This is a genomic window from Pseudomonas sp. RW407 (assembly GCF_003176655.1).
Lineage (GTDB): Bacteria > Pseudomonadota > Gammaproteobacteria > Pseudomonadales > Pseudomonadaceae > Pseudomonas > Pseudomonas delhiensis.
This window is the reverse complement of the sequence record NZ_QGSL01000106.1, coordinates 1,542,061-1,555,257: the sequence shown is the minus strand read 5'-3', so window position 1 is coordinate 1,555,257 and position 13,197 is coordinate 1,542,061. Positions and strand designations below refer to the sequence as shown.

The following is a 13,197-nucleotide window of genomic DNA, read 5'->3' as shown; positions in this document are numbered from 1 at the left end:
CGCATAACGCTCCAAGCGTTATCCGCCGTCGGCCCCGCGCCAGGCCCACCGGCGGATAACCGCGATGGCAATCCCCTGGAAATCGGAACTTCTCCTCGCTGCACAGCGCCTATAGTCAGAAACAACAGGTAACAAACTCCCAGCCACCGCACGGCTTCACCGGGAGTCCACCGTCTGCAGGACGCGCTCTCGAGGATGGGGAGGCCCGTTCGTGGAGTCGGGTGCCAGGGCCAGGAGGGCCGGCGCCGATCTGGAGAAAGGTAGCCGCCATGAGCAAGAAACCCTTCTACAAGAGCCTCTACGTGCAGGTGCTGATCGCCATCGCCATCGGTGTTGCCCTGGGCCACTTCTATCCGCACACGGCGGTGCTGATGAAACCCCTGGGCGACGGCTTCGTCAAACTGATCAAGATGGCCATCGCGCCCATCATCTTCTGCACCGTGGTCACCGGCATCGCCGGCATGCAGAGCATGAAGGCGGTGGGCAAGACCGGTGGCATGGCCCTGCTGTACTTCGAGGTGGTTTCCACCATCGCCCTGATCATCGGCCTGGCGGTGGTCAACATCGTCCAGCCGGGTGTGGGCATGCACGTCGACCCGGCAAGTCTGGATACCAGCAAGGTCGCCGCCTACGCCTCGGCCGGCGAGAAGCAGAGCACCATCGAGTTCCTGCTCAACATCATCCCCAACACCGTGGTCGGCGCCTTCGCCAACGGTGACATCCTCCAGGTGCTGTTCTTCTCCGTGCTCTTCGGCTACGCCCTGCACCGCATGGGCAGCTACGGCCAGCCGATCTTCCAGTTCATCGAGCGCTTCACCCAGGTGATGTTCAACATCATCAACGTGATCATGAAGGTCGCCCCCATCGGCGCCTTCGGTGCCATGGCCTTCACCATCGGCGCCTACGGCGTGGGTTCGCTGGTGCAACTGGGCGAGCTGATGGCCTGCTTCTACCTCACCTGCATCCTCTTCGTGCTCCTCGTGCTGGGCAGCATCGCGCGCTTCCATGGCTTCAACATCCTGCGTTTCATCAACTACATCCGCGAGGAACTGCTGATCGTGCTCGGCACCTCTTCCTCGGAGTCGGCGCTGCCGCGGATGATCGCCAAGATGGAGAAACTGGGCTGCGACAAGACCGTGGTCGGCCTGGTGATCCCCACCGGCTATTCCTTCAACCTCGACGGCACTTCCATCTACCTGACCATGGCCGCGGTGTTCATCGCCCAGGCCACCGACACGCAGATGGACATCATCCACCAGGTGACCCTGCTGGCGGTGCTGCTGATCGCCTCCAAGGGCGCCGCCGGCGTCACCGGCTCGGGCTTCATAGTCCTGGCTGCCACGCTGTCCGCCGTGGGCCACCTGCCGGTCGCCGGCCTGGCGCTGATCCTCGGCATCGACCGCTTCATGTCCGAGGCTCGCGCGCTGACCAACCTGGTGGGCAACGGCGTGGCCACCGTGGTGGTGGCCAAGTGGTGCAAGGAACTGGACGAGGAAACCCTGCATCGCGAACTGGCCGCCGGACCCTCGGCGCTGGAAGCATCGATGGATCATTGAAAGCTTCACGCGCTACCCTCTACGGCGCCCCTGCACGGGGCGCTGTCGTTTCCTGAAGCCCGTCATGCAGGCAGTGGAGAAAGCCATGACCGAACGCAAGTCGAACTACCCGCTGTACACCCACTATTCCGGCCCGGCGCTGCTGGAGATGCCGCTGCTGAACAAGGGCAGCGCCTTCACCCCGCAGGAACGCATCGATTTCAACCTCAGCGGCCTGCTGCCGCAGACCGTGGAGACCATCGAGGAGCAGGCCGAGCGCGTCTACCAGCAGTACCTGCAATGCGCCTCCGACCTCGACCGGCACGTCTACCTGCGCTCCATCCAGGACAACAACGAGACGCTGTTCTTCCGCCTGCTCGAAGGCCACCTGGAGGAAATGCTGCCGATCATCTACACCCCCACGGTAGGCCAGGCCTGCCAGGACTTCTCGAAGATCTACCGCACCCACCGCGGCCTGTTCGTCTCCTGGCCGGACCGTGAGCGCATCGACGACGTGCTGCGCAGCGCCACCAAGGACAAGGTGAAGATCATCGTGGTCACCGACAGCGAGCGCATCCTCGGCCTGGGCGACCAGGGCATCGGCGGCATGGGCATTCCCATCGGCAAGCTGTCGCTGTACACCGCCTGCGGCGGCATCAGCCCGGCCTACACGCTGCCCATCGTGCTGGACGTGGGCACCAACAACCAGGCGCTGCTGGACGACCCGCTGTACATGGGCTGGCGCCACCCGCGCATCAGCGGCAAGGACTACGACGACTTCGTCGAGCTGTTCATCCGCGCCGTGCAGCGCCGCTGGCCGGGCGTGCTGCTGCAGTTCGAGGACTTCGCCCAGACCAACGCCATGCCGCTGCTGGAGCGCTACCGCGACCAGTTGTGCTGCTTCAACGACGACATCCAGGGCACCGCCTCGGTGGCGGTTGGCACCCTGCTGGCGGCGTGCAAGGTCAAGCAGCAGAAGCTCAGCGAGCAGGTGATCACCTTCGTCGGCGCCGGTTCCGCCGGCTGCGGCATCGCCGAGCACATCATCGCCGCCATGCAGCTGGAGGGGCTGAGCGAGGCGCAGGCGCGCCAGCGCATCTTCATGGTCGACCGCCACGGCCTGCTGGTGGAGGGCATGGATGGTCTGCTGGAGTTCCAGCGCAAGCTGGCGCAGAAGGCCGGCGACGTGGCCGACTGGCAGCGCGGCGAGGACGGCATCGACTTGCTCGAGGTGGTAAGCCGGGCGAAACCGACGGTGCTGATCGGCGTTTCCGGACAGCGCGGGCTGTTCAGCGAGGCGGTGGTCCGCGAGATGTACAAGCACTGCCCGCTGCCGCTGGTGATGCCGCTGTCCAACCCGACCTCGCGGGTCGAGGCGACCCCGGCGGAAATCCTCCAGTGGACCGAGGGCCGCGCGCTGGTCGCCACCGGCAGCCCGTTCCAGCCGGTGGAGCACGGCGGGCGCAGCATCCACATCGCCCAGTGCAACAACTCCTACATCTTCCCCGGCATCGGCCTGGGGGTGATCGCCGCCGGCGCCCGGCGCGTCACCGAGGCGATGCTGATGGCCGCCTCCAACGCCCTGGCCGAATGTTCGCCGGTGGTGACCGGGGAGGGCGACGCGGTGCTGCCGCCGCTACGTGACATCCAGCAGGTCAGCCGGCGCATCGCCTTCGCCGTGGCCAAGCAGGCCCAGGCCGAGGGCGTGGCGCTGGAAACCCCGGACGCCATGCTCCACGCCGCCATCGAGCGCAACTTCTGGGCACCGCGCTACCGGGAGTATCGTCGCCGCTCGCTGTAAGCGGGCCACGCATGGCCCGGTGCCCGGGCCGGCGAGGCGCTAGCGCTTCCGGTGCTCGCCGGTGCGGGCCGGGCGCCCGGCGCGGCGCTCCTGCAGGGTGAGCTGCAGGGCCTTGGCCACGCCGGCGCCGAGCAACCCGCCCAGCAGGGTGGCGACGACCTGCAGCAGCAGGCCCAGCGCGCTGGCGGCGTTCGTCTCGCGCAGGAAGGTCGCGACTTCCGGCCAGAGCGCCAGCCACAGGCCGACGAAGCCCAGCACCAGGTCGTACCAGAAGGCACCGACCCCGGCGGGGCGATAGCCGTGGACGAAAAGGATGAAGGCGCTGAAGGCCAGCGCCAGGAGCAGGGTGCCCAGCGTCTGGCTGAACGCATCCGGACCGGACATGGCCATCAGCTCCCCGGATCGCGAAGGCGCAGGCACTGGCGACGGTGCAGCCCCAGGCGCACCTCGTCGAGCAATGCCTCGGCACAGGCCAGCGCCTGCTGGCTCGCGACGTCGACGGGCGCGGCGGTGCGGCTGAAATCGTCGATGCGCAGGCCTTCGACCAGGGCCGGCGTTTCCACCAGCGTCCAGTCCAGCCCGCTCACTTCCAGGCTGCGGGCCAGGCCGGCGCCGAGTTGCTCGTCGGCGGCATCTTGCGGCGCCACCAGCCATTGCCAGTGGCCCACCAGGAACAGCCGCGGCACGCCGGCGCGCAGCGCGCCGTCGATGAGCGCGCCGCACTGCGGTGGCAGTTGTTGCGGCGGCTGGTCGCCGAGCATGGCGAAGATCACGTCGAGCCCCATTACGGCCTCGCTGACCTCCACGGACGACGCCAGGCCACCCAGCTTGCAGCGCAGGCCGGGGCGAGCACGCAGGCTGTTGAGGTCTTCCACCAGGGCGCTGACCTCGTGCTGCCGGTGCAGCGCGGCAGCGACCAGGGCCTGGCCGAGGCTGTCGAAGGGGCGGAACACGCCCAGCTTCAGCGTGGCTGTCTCGAGGTTGTGCATGGCGCTTCCTCCGCTTGTGTGGGCAAGGCGAACCTATGCATATCGAAGCCCCGGCGAGGGCCGAGGTTCCACCCGCGTGGCGACCGGTCGGGCCCGGTGTGGAGCCCGCCCTTGCGCGGGCGGGTTCTTTCCGGGGGGCTTTTCCTCTATCTTCTGCGCTTGCGCCTTCCTTTCTCACGCAGACCCGTCGCATGCCCGTCCCGTCGTCCCTTTCGCCATCCCTCGCCGCCGGCATCGCGGCGTTGACCCGTCACTACGCCGATACCGTCCTGCCGCTGTGGCGTGCCGCCGGCTGGAACGACGCGCTGCAGTTGCCCTACGAGGCGCTCGACGACCGCAGCGGGCAGCCCCTGGCGGCGGTGCGCTACCGCACCATGGCCTGCGCCCGCCAGTTGTTCATCTTCAGCCACGCAGGGCCTGCCGACGCGGCCCGGGCCGAGGCGTTGTTCGCCTCGCTGCAGCGCCATTTCGGCGATGGTCGCGGGGGCTGGCTCTACAGCATCGACGCGGCCGGGCAGCCGCTGGACAGCCGCCGCGACCTCTACACCTTCGCCTTCGTGGTGTTCGCCTGCGCGCAGTATCACCGGCTCAGCGGCAGCGCCGCCGCGCTGGAACTGATGACGCGCACCACCGAGCTGATCGAGCAGCGCTTCGCCGACGGCGAGGGGCTGTACCTGTCCGCGCTGGCCGAGGATTTCGCCGACGATGGCGCGCCTGTGCTGCAGAACCCCATCATGCACCTCACCGAGGCCTACCTGGCGGCCTACGCCATCGACGGCGACGCCTGGTACGGGCAGCGCCTGCGGGAGATGGGCCAGGCGCTGCTGGCGCGCTTCGTCGACCCGGCCAGCGGCTGCGTGGCCGAACTGCCGCAAGGCGAGGCGGGCAACCGCATCGAGCCGGGGCACCAGTTCGAATGGTTCTCGCTGGTCATGGGCGCGCCGGCGTTGTTCGCCGGTTCCGCCCTGGAGGCCGCGCTGCGCCGCGCCTTCGTCTTCGCCCAGCGGCATGGCGTGGCCGCCGGCACTCTCGGCGTGAGCGCCGCGCTGGCGGCGGATGGCATCCTGCAGGACGCCACCCAGCGCATCTGGGCGCAGACCGAGTTCGCCCGGGCCCTGGCCGTGGAGGGCAGCGCCCAGTCCCTCGACACCCTGGCGCTGTGGACCGAGCGCTTCCGTTCGCGCTTCCTGCACGACGGCGGCTGGCACGAGGTGCTGGGGCCGGACGGCGCGGTGTTGCGCGCGGACATGCCATCCACCACGCCCTACCACCTGCTGGGCGCCTACCAGGCGCTGCAGGCCCTGATCGAGCGCGCCTGAAGCCCGCGGCCGCCTGGCTACCGCCTGGCGGCCATGCCTTCGGCAGGGGCGATCCGCCGGAACCGCTGGCAAGCTGGAGAGTCCGTGAAAGGGTGGGCGACCGTCCGCCACCTTGCGCAACTCCAACCATCTGCACGGCCTGCCAGCGGGCCGGGGGGAACGATGCATGCAACAGCACACCAGCGAGCCGAACTTCATGCCGCCCAGCGAGTACACCACCTCCAGCGGGGTGGCGGTGCTCATCTCGCCGCGCTACATAGGCCCCGGCAAGGTCGCCGAGATGCTGCTTTCGCTGGCGAACATGCCGGCGAGCGTATCGCCGCTGGACGTCGTCATCGGGCCCTGGGAATCCCACGAGGCCGCCTTCGAGGCCTCCTTCGCCGCGGCCGAGCGCTGGGTAGGGCAACTGGACGGCCACGCCTGACGCGGATCGATGGGCAACGGCCGGCGCGGGTGCGTGCCGAGGCATTCACCCGGCCGCCGGCGCTTGCCGTCGGCGCCGTTCCCGAGCGCCTGGCCAGGGGCGTAAAGACGGAAGCTGGGGCGGTGTGGCAATGCGACCGATCGTCCAGAATCGCGGCGCGGAAAAGAAAATGCTGTCCAAATCCGCTGAACCCTGTATCCTGCCACCACTGCCTGCCCGGTTTAGCGGCTCCGTATTGATGCTCAGCCAGTTCTGATTTCCATCTCCTCGGTTTCTCTTCACTCTGCATTCAGTTCCAGCCAGGCATGTCGCCTGTGCTCGTTCCTACCTTGGAGATCTACATCATGGCAAACCGCCAAACTGGTACCGTCAAGTGGTTCAACGCTGAGAAGGGCTTCGGCTTCATCACCCCGGAAAGCGGCCCGGACGTCTTCGTTCACTTCCGCCAGATCGAATCCACCGGCTACAAGTCCCTGGACGAAGGCCAGCGCGTCAGCTTCCTCGTGACTGCCGGCGCCAAAGGCCCGCAAGCCGAGCAGGTTCAAGCCCTGTAAGAGCACTCTCGAGTGCCCGAAGCCCCGCATCGCATTGCGGGGCTTTTCGTTTGTGCCCGGAAAATTCCCGCCTTCTCCCTTCGCTCGCCAGCCAGGCATTCCCGCCCCGGCGTCATCGCCTTCCTCGCTCCGAATCGAGCGCTGCACACCACTGGGCAGTCGCTGAGCCACTGCGCCTGATCCCGCCCCACCGGGGCGACTGCCTCCTCGCCCCGCCGTCGATGTCGCTTTCATGGCACCCCCAGCCCCGGCCCTGGGCGCTCGCGGGCGGGGCCATGTCGTTTTTGCTCATGCCCATGGCGATCCTGGGCAAATGCCCGGGCGACGCCCTGGAATAGGGTTGTGCCCGCGTCCGGCAGTCTCCGGCGCCCGCCAGGTGGCGCCGTGCCACCTCATAACAAGTTCAATAAAAGGCCGACCGATGAGTATTCCAAGTGCCAAAGGCGCCAGTGGCGAACTGGTCCAGGGCTTCAAGCCGCGCCACGTGACCATGCTGTCCATCGCCGGGATCATAGGCGCGGGGCTGTTCGTCGGCTCAGGCCACGCCATCGCCGCCGCGGGGCCCGCCGCGATCCTCGCCTACGCCCTGTCCGGGCTGCTGGTGGTGCTGGTGATGCGCATGCTGGGCGAGATGGCGGTGGCCAACCCCGACACCGGCTCCTTCTCCGCCTACGCCGACCAGGCCATCGGCCGCTGGGCCGGCTTCACCATCGGCTGGCTGTACTGGTGGTTCTGGGTGCTGGTGATCCCCATCGAGGCGATCGCCGCCGGGGTGATCTTCAACAGTTGGTTCCCCCAGGTGCAGACCTGGGTGTTCGCCCTGGTGATGACCCTGCTGCTGACCGTCACCAACCTGTTCAGCGTGGCCAAGTACGGCGAGTTCGAATTCTGGTTCGCCATGCTCAAGGTGGGCGCCATCGTGCTGTTCATCAGCCTGGGCGCGGCGGCGCTGCTCGGCGTGCTGCCGGGGCACCAGGTCAGCGGCCTGGGCAACCTGATGCGCGGGCACGGCGGCTTCCTGCCCAACGGCTGGGGTGCCATCTTCACCGCGCTGATCACCACGCTGTTCAGCTTCATCGGCACCGAGGCGGTGACCATCGCCGCCGCCGAGTCCAGCGACCCGCGGCGCAACATCGCCAAGGCCACGCGCTCGGTGATCTGGCGCATCAGCGTGTTCTACCTGCTGTCGATCCTGGTGATCATCTCGGTGGTGCCCTGGGACGACCCCATGCTGACGACCCAGGGCTCCTACCAGCGCGCCCTGGAGCTGATGAGCGTGCCCCACGCCAAGCTGATGATGGATCTGGTGGTGCTGGTGGCCGTGGCCAGCTGCCTGAACTCGTCGATCTACATCGCCTCGCGGATGATCTACTCGCTGAGCCGCCGCAACGATGCGCCGGCCTTCATCCAGCGCACCTCGGCGGCGGGCGTGCCGCGGGCGGCGGTGATCGCCAGCACGCTGATCGGCATGCTCACCACCGTGCTGAACTTCATCGCCCCGGCGCGGGTGTTCGACTTCCTCCTCGCCAGCTCCGGCTCCATCGCCCTGCTGGTGTACCTGGCCATCGCCGTCTCGCAGCTGCGCATGCGCGCCACCCTGCAGCGGCGCAACCAGGCGATCGCCTGCCGCATGTGGCTGTTCCCCTGGCTGACCTGGGCGGTGATCGCCTTCATCAGCGGCGTGCTGGTGGTGATGTTCATCCTGCCGGAGCACCGCATCGAGGTGAGCTCCACCCTCGGCCTGACCGTGGCGACCGTGCTCTTGAGCTTCACCACCCGGCGCCAGGGCGCCCAGGCCGGCGGGCGCCTCGATCCGCTGCGTTCGGCCGGCTGACGGCAGGAGTCGCGATTGGTGGAACGGCGGCAATTCAGCGGTGCCATGCAGGGCCGCAACCTCAGGTTCGTTTCCGCGCCCCGGGCGGGCACGCAACGCCAGGGGCGGGTGGGCTTCCTGCTGCTGGAGCACTTCTCCCTGCCGGCCTTCACCCAAGCGCTGGACACCCTGGTCACGGCCAACCTGATCCGCGCCGACACCTTCGCTACCGGGACCTTCAGCCTGGACGGCGAATCGGTCACCAGCGACCTGGGGCTGGTCATCTGCCCGGGTACGGCCCTGGCGCCGGCGGCGCTCGCCGGGCTGGACCTGCTGGTGCTCTGCGGCGGCCTACGCACGCCGCTGCGCGCCACGCCGGAACTGACGCGCCTGCTGCAACTGGCAGCGGAGAAGGGCGTGGCCCTGGCCGGGCTGTGGAACGGCGCCTGGTTCCTCGGCCAGGCCGGCCTGCTGGACGGCTACCGCTGCGCGGTGCATCCGGAGAACCGCGCAGCGCTGGCGGAGATCGCCCGGCACAGCGAAGTCACCAGCGAGAGCTACATGGTCGACCGCGACCGCTTCACCGCCGCCAGCCCGACCGGGGCCTTCAACATGGTGCTGGAATGGATGGACGCGCTGCACGGCCGCGAACTGGTGGACGCCGTGGCGGACATCCTGGCCTTCGAGGAATCGCGCTTCCGCCGTGCCCGCCCGGCGCTGCACGAGAAGCTCAGCGAGCCGCTGCGCGAGGCCATCAACCTGATGAGCGCCAACATCGAGGAGCCCCTCAGCCAGGACCAGCTGGCGAGCTACGTCGGCCGCTCCAAGCGGCAGATCGAGCGGCTGTTCCAGCAGCAGTTGGGCACCACGCCGGTGCGCTACTACCTGGAGCTGCGCATCACCGAGAGCCGCCGCCTGCTGCAGCACTCGGACCTGCCGATGTTCGAGGTGAGCCTGGCCTGCGGCTTCGTTTCGCCCAGCCATTTCAGCAAGTGCTACACATCCTTCTACGGCTATCCGCCGTCGAAAGAGGTGCGTTACGGGTGCGTGAAGTCGGCGAGGTAGGGCGTGCCGGCGAAGACCCCAGCCACGTCATTCCCCTGTAGGAGCGCGCCCTGCGCGCGAATCGCGGACGGAGTCCGCTCCTACGGGTGGAAGATGTGCGTAGGGCGGAACACCGGTGCCCAGGAAAATTGTGGTGGTTGGCGGATAACGCCGTAGGCGTTATGCGCCCTACGGGTTGGAAGGGGCGGCGTAGGAGCGGATTCCATCCGCGATCCGCGCCGGTGTTCCCGGCAATCGCGGACGGCGTCCTACGGGAGAATGCCGGCGCCGAGGTATCGCCCGGCGCGATACCTGCCAGCGGCAAACGCGCTCCGTTGGCGGCGGCGCGCGGGGTATAAAGCGCCCATGCGCTACCGACGTCTGGACCTCAACCTGCTGGTGGCCCTGGCCGCGCTGCTCGACGAATGCAGCGTCAGCCGGGCCGCCGAACGCCTCAACCTGGGCCAGTCGGCCACCAGCGCGGCGCTGGCGCGCCTGCGCGAGCACTTCAACGACCCGCTGCTGGTGCCCCTGGGGCGGGGCCTGGCGCCCAGTGCCCTGGGCCGCCAGCTGCTGCCCAAGGTACGCGAGGCCCTGGCCCTGGCGGGGGAGGTGGTGGATGCGGCGGTGCTCTTCGACCCTTCGCAGTGCGACCGGCGCTTCACCCTGGTGGCCTCGGACTATGTGGTGGCGACCCTGTTGCCCGCGGCCAGCCGGGCTCTGTCGCAACGGGCGCCGGGCGCCTCGCTGGTGCTGCGCGACCTGCCGCTGCCGCGCGACGGCGACGTGGTGGCCGAAGCCCTGGAATACCGCCGCAGCGACCTGGTGATAGTGCCGCAGCGCCGGGTGAACCCCCGCTATCCGCAGATGCCGCTGCTCGGCGACGAGCTGTGCTGCATCGTCTGCGCCGGGCAACCGGCCTTCGCCGGCGGCCTGAGCCTGGCCGACTACTGCGCCGCCGAGCACGTGCTGCGCGAGTTCGCCGACGGCCAGAACCTGGCCATGGACGCCCTGCACTTGCGCGAACTGGGCATCGAGCGGCGCGTGGCCGTCGCGGTGCAGAGCTTTTCGCTGATGGCCGAGTTCATCGTCGGCACGCCGCGGGTGGCCACGCTGTTCCGCCGCCAGGCGCAGGCCCTGGCGCGGCGCTACCCGCTGCGCGTGCTGCCGGCGCCATTGGCCTTTCCGACGGCGCCGCAGGTGCTGCAGTGGCACCCGCAGCAGGACCTGGACCCGGCGCTGGCCTGGCTCCGCGTCTTGCTGGCGGAGCAGGCCGCGGGGCTGGGTCAGGCCTGAGAGTCGCCGGTGTCGCCGCGCAGGCCCAGCTCCTCGATGGCCAGCAGGGCGCAGCGCTCGTCGTTGTCGGAGGTGTCGCCGCTGACGCCGATGGCGCCGAGCAGGTTGCCGGCCTCGTCGCGTAGCAGGATGCCGCCGGGCGCCGGGATCACCTCGCCTCCGGTCAGGCTGTTGATGGCATCGAAGAACGCCGGCATGGCCTGGGCGCGGCGTGCCAGTTCGCGACCACCGAAGCCCATGCCGAGGCAGCCGCGGGCCTTGCCGCTGGCGATCTGCGGGCGCAGGAAGCTGGCCCGTTCGTCGCGCAGCACGGCCAGCGGATGGCCGGCGGCGTCCAGTATCGCGGCGGCCAGCGGGCGCACGCCCAGCTCGCGGGCGTGGCGCAGGGTGGCGGCGGCCAGGCGCGTGGCGTGCTCGAAGTCGAGGGTGGTCATGCTCACAGGCTCCATTTGCCGAGTTGGGCGACGCGGTCGCGGGTATAGAGGTCGGTCCATTTCAGCGAGTTGAAGTCCGAGACCTGCCTGGGGTCGTAGGCCGTGCGCTGCAGGCGCACCGGCTCGCCGGCCTTGTACACGGCGAGCAGGCGCTGGCGGTCCTGGAGGACGCGGATGTCGTCCAGGGGCGAGCCGTCGAGCACCAGCAGGTCGGCCTGCCTGCCCGCTTCCAGCGTGCCCAGGGTTTCGCCACGCGGCATCAGCCGGGCGCCGACGTTGGTGGCGGCGTACAGCGCCTCGGCGGGGGTGAAGCCCAGGCGCGTCACCAGCAGTTCCAGCTCGCGGGCGTGCCATTCGCCGTAGGGGGTGACGGCGAAGCCGCTGTCGCTGCCGCAGGCGAAGGGGATGCCGGCGGCCTTGGCGCGGCGCAGCACCGGCGTGCCCAGCTCCAGGGTGCGCGCGCAGTAGCCGGCGTAGCCGGTGGCGATCGCCGGGTCGTGGGCCTGGCAGAAGTCCACGGTGTTCTGCGGGAAGGTCATGGTCGGGGCCAGCACGCTGCCGGCTTCCAGCAGTGCCTCGATGCAGGCGTCGTCCATATAGAAGGCGTGGAACACCAGGTCCACGCCGGCCTTCGCCGCATACATCACCGCCTCGCGGCCATAGGCGTGGGTGGCCACCCGGCAGCCCAGGCGGTGGGCTTCCTCGACCATCTCGCGGGTCTCCTCGGCGGTGAAGGCGGCGATGATCTCGCCGTTGGGCCGGCGATGGGTTCCGTCCATGGCGATCTTGATCAGGTCGACGCCGTCCTTGGCCTGCCGGCGGATCTCGGCAATGGCCTCGGTACGGCTGGTGACCAGGGCGGCGGTGAAGTATTCGGGGGCGCCGACGCGGCTGGGGAACCAGTCGTTGAGGCTCTGCCGGTTGGTGATCACGCGGCTGCTGGCGGCGATGCGCGGGCCCTCGAACAGGCCGGCGTTGACGGTGTTGCGCACGGCGATGCTGAGCTGGCCGCTGTCGCCGGGGCAGACCATGGAGGTGACCCCGGCGGCGAGCACGTGCTGGGCGAAGAACAGCCCGCGCAGGGCGCGGAACTCGTCGCTGGTCCAGAGATCGATGTCTTCCTCGCTCTGGGCGTTGCCGAAGGCCAGGTGGGTGTGCACGTCCACCAGCCCGGGCATGACGAAGGCGGCGCGCTCCTCGCGGTCGCCCGCTTGCGGGCGCGGCGCCGCGGCGCTGGGGCCGACGTGGCGGACCAGGCCGTTGTCGATGATCAGCGTCTGTTCGTGGCGGGCCTGCAGGCCGGTGCCGTCGAACAGGGTGGAACAGTGCAGGTGCAGGGCGCCCATGGGCGGTTTCTCCTCGGCTTCTCGTTGTGCCGGCAGGCTAGGGCGCTGCGCCCCGGCTGACCAACAGATGCTGTCGATGCCCGGCCATCGATACCGTCGATACCTGGCGCGGGCGCATGGCGCCTGGGTTCCGGGCATGGGGCAAGCGATGCGGGGCAGGTATCGGCAGTGGCGATGCCAGGCATGGCCAATGGCGATTTTTCCCGCCGGGGCGGGCAGGGCGAGGATGCCGCCGCCATCAACCCACGAGGAAACCACCATGAACGACATCCGTACCGAACTGCTGGCCCTGGAGCAGGCGCGCCAGCGCGCGCTGGTGGAGGAGGACCACGCCGGCCTGGAGCGACTCTTCGCCGACGACCTGCTCTACGTGCACACCACCGGCCTGGTGCAGGACAGGGCGCAGTACCTGGACTACGCCCGCCACGCGGTGCGCTACCTGGCGGTGGAGCGCGGCGAACTGCGGGTACGCCTGTTCGGCGACGCCCTGGCGCTGATGAGCGGGCCGCAGTGCAACCTGCTGCAGAAGCGCGGCGGCGGCGAACCGGTGCGCGCCGAGGGCTTCGCCACGCAATTGTGGGTGAGGGAGGGCGGTGGTTGGCGGATCGCTGCCTTCCATGGCACTCGCACGCCAGCATGAGG

13 protein-coding genes are annotated in these 13,197 nt (G+C 69.1%); 9 read left to right on the top strand and 4 right to left on the bottom strand.

The annotated features are described in order from the left end of the window. Positions 1-269: 269 nt before the first annotated feature. Positions 270-1,556, top strand: a complete 1,287-nt coding sequence (locus DK254_RS23705; RefSeq protein ID WP_109935743.1) for a dicarboxylate/amino acid:cation symporter — start codon at positions 270-272, stop codon at positions 1,554-1,556. Between the two features lie 85 nt (positions 1,557-1,641). After that, on the top strand, positions 1,642-3,336 hold the full coding sequence (locus DK254_RS23700; protein ID WP_109935840.1) for an NAD-dependent malic enzyme: 1,695 nt from the start codon (positions 1,642-1,644) through the stop codon (positions 3,334-3,336). A gap of 39 nt (positions 3,337-3,375) precedes the next feature. Here the strand turns inward: DK254_RS23700 and DK254_RS23695 are convergent, their stop codons facing one another. Further along, positions 3,376-3,720, bottom strand: coding sequence for a hypothetical protein (locus DK254_RS23695; RefSeq protein WP_109935839.1), 345 nt, complete (start codon positions 3,718-3,720; stop codon positions 3,376-3,378). Positions 3,721-3,725: 5 nt separating this feature from the next. Continuing rightward, a complete protein-coding gene (locus DK254_RS23690) occupies positions 3,726-4,325 on the bottom strand; it encodes an NAD(P)H-binding protein (RefSeq protein ID WP_109935742.1) in 600 nt (199 codons plus the stop codon). Positions 4,326-4,516: 191 nt separating this feature from the next. Here DK254_RS23690 and DK254_RS23685 point away from each other — a divergent pair, with 191 nt between their 5' ends. The 6 genes from DK254_RS23685 (at position 4,517) to DK254_RS23660 (ending at position 10,775) form a co-directional block, all read left to right on the top strand. After that, a complete protein-coding gene (locus DK254_RS23685; RefSeq protein WP_109935741.1) occupies positions 4,517-5,644 on the top strand; it encodes an AGE family epimerase/isomerase in 1,128 nt (375 codons plus the stop codon). 166 nt (positions 5,645-5,810) lie between these two features. Continuing rightward, the gene (locus DK254_RS23680; RefSeq protein WP_109935740.1) at positions 5,811-6,068 is read left to right on the top strand and encodes a hypothetical protein; all 258 of its coding nucleotides are present in this window, start codon (positions 5,811-5,813) and stop codon (positions 6,066-6,068) included. Positions 6,069-6,412: 344 nt separating this feature from the next. Beyond that, a complete protein-coding gene (locus DK254_RS23675; RefSeq protein WP_009620169.1) occupies positions 6,413-6,622 on the top strand; it encodes a cold-shock protein in 210 nt (69 codons plus the stop codon). A gap of 421 nt (positions 6,623-7,043) precedes the next feature. Continuing rightward, positions 7,044-8,456 carry a GABA permease gene (gabP, locus tag DK254_RS23670; protein ID WP_109935739.1) on the top strand — a complete coding sequence of 471 codons (1,413 nt, stop codon included), beginning with the start codon at positions 7,044-7,046 and terminating at the stop codon, positions 8,454-8,456. 18 nt (positions 8,457-8,474) lie between these two features. Then, positions 8,475-9,500, top strand: coding sequence for a GlxA family transcriptional regulator (locus DK254_RS23665; RefSeq protein ID WP_109935838.1), 1,026 nt, complete (start codon positions 8,475-8,477; stop codon positions 9,498-9,500). Between the two features lie 345 nt (positions 9,501-9,845). After that, a complete protein-coding gene (locus DK254_RS23660) occupies positions 9,846-10,775 on the top strand; it encodes a LysR family transcriptional regulator (RefSeq protein WP_109935738.1) in 930 nt (309 codons plus the stop codon). Here DK254_RS23660 and DK254_RS23655 read toward each other — a convergent pair. Together DK254_RS23655 and DK254_RS23650 are read right to left on the bottom strand one after the other, a co-directional pair. Further along, positions 10,766-11,209 carry a heme-binding protein gene (locus tag DK254_RS23655; protein ID WP_109935737.1) on the bottom strand — a complete coding sequence of 148 codons (444 nt, stop codon included), beginning with the start codon at positions 11,207-11,209 and terminating at the stop codon, positions 10,766-10,768. The genes DK254_RS23660 and DK254_RS23655 overlap by 10 nt on opposite strands. A gap of 2 nt (positions 11,210-11,211) precedes the next feature. Next, positions 11,212-12,555, bottom strand: a complete 1,344-nt coding sequence (locus DK254_RS23650) for an amidohydrolase family protein (RefSeq protein WP_109935736.1) — start codon at positions 12,553-12,555, stop codon at positions 11,212-11,214. A 259-nt stretch (positions 12,556-12,814) separates the two neighbouring features. Here DK254_RS23650 and DK254_RS23645 point away from each other — a divergent pair, with 259 nt between their 5' ends. After that, positions 12,815-13,195 (top strand): nuclear transport factor 2 family protein, encoded by a 381-nt coding sequence (locus DK254_RS23645; protein ID WP_109935735.1) that lies wholly within the window; start codon positions 12,815-12,817, stop codon positions 13,193-13,195. Positions 13,196-13,197: the final 2 nt, after the last annotated feature.

What these genes read in the sequence shown, in the direction of transcription:
- DK254_RS23650 (WP_109935736.1), bottom strand. Translation starts at nt 12,555, where the DNA reads ATGGGCGCCCTGCACCTGCACTGTTCCACCCTGTTCGACGGCACCGGC.
- DK254_RS23700 (WP_109935840.1), top strand. Translation starts at nt 1,642, where the DNA reads ATGACCGAACGCAAGTCGAACTACCCGCTGTACACCCACTATTCCGGC.
- gabP (WP_109935739.1), top strand. Translation starts at nt 7,044, where the DNA reads ATGAGTATTCCAAGTGCCAAAGGCGCCAGTGGCGAACTGGTCCAGGGC.
- DK254_RS23660 (WP_109935738.1), top strand. Translation starts at nt 9,846, where the DNA reads ATGCGCTACCGACGTCTGGACCTCAACCTGCTGGTGGCCCTGGCCGCG.
- DK254_RS23645 (WP_109935735.1), top strand. Translation starts at nt 12,815, where the DNA reads ATGAACGACATCCGTACCGAACTGCTGGCCCTGGAGCAGGCGCGCCAG.
- DK254_RS23690 (WP_109935742.1), bottom strand. Translation starts at nt 4,325, where the DNA reads ATGCACAACCTCGAGACAGCCACGCTGAAGCTGGGCGTGTTCCGCCCC.
- DK254_RS23655 (WP_109935737.1), bottom strand. Translation starts at nt 11,209, where the DNA reads ATGACCACCCTCGACTTCGAGCACGCCACGCGCCTGGCCGCCGCCACC.
- DK254_RS23685 (WP_109935741.1), top strand. Translation starts at nt 4,517, where the DNA reads ATGCCCGTCCCGTCGTCCCTTTCGCCATCCCTCGCCGCCGGCATCGCG.
- DK254_RS23675 (WP_009620169.1), top strand. Translation starts at nt 6,413, where the DNA reads ATGGCAAACCGCCAAACTGGTACCGTCAAGTGGTTCAACGCTGAGAAG.
- DK254_RS23705 (WP_109935743.1), top strand. Translation starts at nt 270, where the DNA reads ATGAGCAAGAAACCCTTCTACAAGAGCCTCTACGTGCAGGTGCTGATC.
- DK254_RS23695 (WP_109935839.1), bottom strand. Translation starts at nt 3,720, where the DNA reads ATGTCCGGTCCGGATGCGTTCAGCCAGACGCTGGGCACCCTGCTCCTG.
- DK254_RS23680 (WP_109935740.1), top strand. Translation starts at nt 5,811, where the DNA reads ATGCAACAGCACACCAGCGAGCCGAACTTCATGCCGCCCAGCGAGTAC.